The following is a 2,810-nucleotide window of genomic DNA, read 5'->3' as shown; positions in this document are numbered from 1 at the left end:
GTAAGCCTCCGCTGAGGGCCACGGCGCTGTCAGTTCGTGGCTGATTGTTTCTCTTCAATGAGATGGCGTAGATGATCAATGCCATCTTCGGTGAAGGCCATGATGCCGTGCTCATGGTTGCCGCTGTAGACCCAGATCAAACCGTCCTCGGGTTCCATGCCGTGCGCAACCTCAAGCAGGTGATCCGCGGTTGTGGCCAGTTCGAGAGCAACAAGGTCGATGGTTGTGACTGCATGCACCTTGTTGAGTTGCATCGTCATGCCGCCTTGCGCATGGCCTGCGGCACCCAGTTCCAGGGCAGCAGTTCCCCCAGCCGGCTCTGTGGCATGTCAGCGATCCGGGTGAGCACGTCAGCAAGCCAGGCCTGGGGGTCGATATCGTTGAGCTTGGCCGAGACGATAAGGGTGTACATGAACGCCGCCCGTCGAGCGCCGCGGTCCGACCCGGCGAAGAGCCATGCTTTTCTTCCAAGGGCAATTCCGCGCAGGGCCCGCTCCGCAGCGTTGTTGGACAGGCAGATGCGTCCATCCTCAAGGAAGGCGGTAAAGCCAGACCATCGCGCCAGCATGTAGTTCATGGCCTTGGCCACGGGGGCGTGCTGCGAGAGCTTTTCGCGCTCGGCGACCATATAGGCGTGCAGTTCGTCGACGAGCGGCCCGCATAGCCGTTGCCGCTCGGCCAGGCGCTGATCGGGTCGCAGGCCGTGAAGATCGCGCTCAATGGCGAAGATCTCGTCGATCCGGCGTACCGCCTCGAGCGCTACCGGGGAGATGGCGCCGCCCTTGCCGTTCTTCTTTCGCACCTTTTCAATATCGGCGAGCTCGAACAATGGGCGTCGTCCGTGAGCCCAGCAGAAGGCGGGTCGAATGGGGTCGCTGCGGCGCTCGGGGTCGAACAGCCCGTTGTAGCCGGCAAAGGCGTCCACCTGAAGGATGCCGGAATAGCCGGCAAGATGGCTCCTTGGATGCTCGCCCCTGCGGTCGGGTGAAGCAAAGAACAGGGCAGCCGGCCCATTCGTGCCACCGAAGGGGCGGTCGTCGCGCACATAGGTCCACACTCGACCAGTCGTGGTTTTCCCCTTGGCCAGGATCGGCACGGTGGTGTCATCGCCATGCAGGCGATCGGCGGCCATAACGTGATCGGCAATCAGATCATGGAGCGGTTGGAGCGCCACCGTTGCCGCTCCGACCTGGTCGGCCAGCGTCGAGAGGCTGATGGGCACGCCCTCACGGGCAAAGCGTTCGCACTGGCGATTGAGGGGCTGGTGCTGACCGAACTTTTCAAAAAGGATTGTCGCCAGCAGGTTGGGTCCGGCAAAGCCGCGTGGGGTGGGATGGAACGGCGCCGGCGGCTGGCTGATCTTCTCACAAGCCCGGCAGCTGAACTTCTCCCGCACCGTCTGGACCACTTTCCACTGGCGCGGGATCACCTCGAGCGTCTCGGTCACATCCTCACCCAGCTTGACCAGGTGATCTGACCCGCAGCACGCGCAGGCTTCAGGCGCCGGGACCACGACGCGTTCGCGCGGCAAGTGCTCTGGAAAGGCACGCCGTTGCGCCCGCTTGCGGGTAAAGGCCCGAACCGGGGTTGTCTTGGCAGCGGCCATTTCGGCGGCAAGCTCGTCTTCGGTTGCCGTCGCTTCGAGATCCTCGAGTTCGAACTCGAGCTGATCGAGCAACCTGGCCTTTCTTTCGGACCGCTGCCCATAAAGGCTGCGCCGGAGCTTTTCGATCTCAAGTTTGAGACGGGCGATCTCGGCCTCGCCGTCAGTCTTTTCTGCGCGAGCCCGAGCCACCTCAGCCTGGGCCTGCGTGGCCTTAACCTCCGCCAGATCGGCACGCTGTTCGGCCGCGGCAAGAGCCAGGCGAAGGGCAGCAATCTCGGCGTTTTCGGCAGGTTCGACCATGTCGCGATGCTACCAGAATGCGCCTCCTGTCACGAGCTGATTTGCCCGGTTTTGCTCGGGATGAGTCACCGTGTCGCGGTCCATCGCGTTCATCCTGCCGACAGGGGCCGCCAGGTCTTTTGCGGCATGCGCCAGTCGATCCCTTCGAGCAGATAGCCGAGCTGGGCAGACGAGATTGTTACCATCCCATCGGCCGGTGAGGGCCACAGGAAGCGGCCGCGCTCAAGCCGCTTGGTGAACACGCATGCCCCCTGGCCATCGTGCCAGATGATGCGCACCAGATTGCCCTGGCGCCCGCGAAAGACAAACAGATGTCCGCAATGGGGGTCGCGCTTGAGCACCTCCTGCACCACCAGTGCCAGCGAGTTGAACCCCTTGCGCATGTCGGTGTGGCCCGCTGCCAGCCACACCTGTGTTCCACTTGGAACCGGGATCATCGGTCCACCACATCAAGCAGATGCCCCAGGACAACCGGAGCGATATCGGACCGCACGATCATCCGACGCCCATTGCGCAGTACGATCTCGACCGGGCTGGCTGATCCATTCTCCGGTGGCTCTGGTGGAGCGCCGCCATCGCCGGCATGTGCCTCAACCCCATCAATCTGCACCGGATAGAACGAGGGTGCCTCGAGGCCCAGCCGACCCTCGCGATAGGCTTTGCGCCAGGCAAACAGCAGCGGCACCGCGATCTGGTGTCGGCGCGCCGTCGCCGAGGCCATCCGCGGCGCCGACAGGCTCTCCTCCACGATCCGGATCTTTTCTGCCTCACTGAAGCGGCGCCGCCGCCCCGTGTCCACAATCTCAAGCCGCTCAACACGGCTTCTGTCTGTAAGGATATCCATAGCGACAGTCAGCTATCAGACTGACCGCTCAAGCCAAGACGGCCACCAACGGAGGCTTAC

At 63.3% G+C, this 2,810-nt stretch carries 4 protein-coding genes; all 4 read right to left on the bottom strand.

Annotation, left to right across the window (positions count from 1 at the left end):
- Nucleotides 1-29: 29 nt before the first annotated feature.
- A complete protein-coding gene (locus DDE76_RS19260; protein WP_245892089.1) occupies nt 30-260 on the bottom strand; it encodes a hypothetical protein in 231 nt (76 codons plus the stop codon).
- The gene (gene tnpC / locus DDE76_RS19255) at nt 257-1,906 is read right to left on the bottom strand and encodes an IS66 family transposase (RefSeq protein ID WP_104891966.1); all 1,650 of its coding nucleotides are present in this window, start codon (nt 1,904-1,906) and stop codon (nt 257-259) included. The genes DDE76_RS19260 and tnpC overlap by 4 nt, the downstream gene beginning before the upstream one ends.
- Nucleotides 1,907-1,995: 89 nt before the next feature.
- Entirely contained in the window at nt 1,996-2,343 is a 348-nt protein-coding gene (tnpB, locus tag DDE76_RS19250; RefSeq protein ID WP_104891967.1) for an IS66 family insertion sequence element accessory protein TnpB, read from the bottom strand.
- Nucleotides 2,340-2,750 carry an IS66-like element accessory protein TnpA gene (gene tnpA, locus DDE76_RS19245; RefSeq protein ID WP_104891968.1) on the bottom strand — a complete coding sequence of 137 codons (411 nt, stop codon included), beginning with the start codon at nt 2,748-2,750 and terminating at the stop codon, nt 2,340-2,342. The genes tnpB and tnpA overlap by 4 nt, the downstream gene beginning before the upstream one ends.
- Between the last annotated feature and the right edge of the window lie 60 nt (nt 2,751-2,810).

Source organism: Devosia indica, assembly GCF_003056405.1.
GTDB classification, from domain to species: domain Bacteria; phylum Pseudomonadota; class Alphaproteobacteria; order Rhizobiales; family Devosiaceae; genus Devosia; species Devosia indica.
Note: the sequence above shows the minus strand (reverse complement) of the source record. Positions and strands in the feature narration are given on the sequence as shown.

What these genes read in the sequence shown, in the direction of transcription:
- tnpC (WP_104891966.1), bottom strand. Translation starts at nt 1,906, where the DNA reads ATGGTCGAACCTGCCGAAAACGCCGAGATTGCTGCCCTTCGCCTGGCT.
- tnpA (WP_104891968.1), bottom strand. Translation starts at nt 2,750, where the DNA reads ATGGATATCCTTACAGACAGAAGCCGTGTTGAGCGGCTTGAGATTGTG.
- tnpB (WP_104891967.1), bottom strand. Translation starts at nt 2,343, where the DNA reads ATGATCCCGGTTCCAAGTGGAACACAGGTGTGGCTGGCAGCGGGCCAC.
- DDE76_RS19260 (WP_245892089.1), bottom strand. Translation starts at nt 260, where the DNA reads ATGACGATGCAACTCAACAAGGTGCATGCAGTCACAACCATCGACCTT.